The 388-nt window shown below is 69.8% G+C and carries 1 protein-coding gene; it reads left to right on the top strand.

The window, feature by feature from the left end; all coding sequences use genetic code 11:
* Positions 1–388 (top strand): hypothetical protein (locus GVJ63_RS22110; RefSeq protein ID WP_200843147.1); only part of this gene is annotated, 388 nt, incomplete at both ends.

Here is a 388-nt window from a genome sequence, read left to right on the forward strand (position 1 = left end):
ATCCTGCGCGCCGCGGACCACACGGTACGCCGCATCCGTGACACCTTCTTCCCGATCCCCGCGCTCGATGGGCACATCCGATTGGTCGGCGGGATCGCGCAGGACGTCACCACCGATACCGACCTGCGGGCCTACGTGATCGCGACGGGAAACGACGCCAGGCGTGGCCTCGTCGGCGCCCTGGAGGCCGCCGGTTACGAAGTGCAGGCCTTTGCGAGCGGACGGGCCTTCCTCACCGTGGCGGGCTCGCTGATGCCGGGCTGCGTCGTGCTCGAATTCGAGGAGGCCGGCGACCTGGTCGTCGCAAGCGAGCTGAAGGCGGCACGTACGCACCTGCCTGTCGTGGCAATCGGTGCGAGCAGGGGCGACGTCGGCTTCGGGGTCCGCG

This window comes from Pantoea sp. 18059, assembly GCF_902706165.1.
GTDB classification, from domain to species: Bacteria; Pseudomonadota; Gammaproteobacteria; order Enterobacterales; family Enterobacteriaceae; genus Pantoea; species Pantoea agglomerans.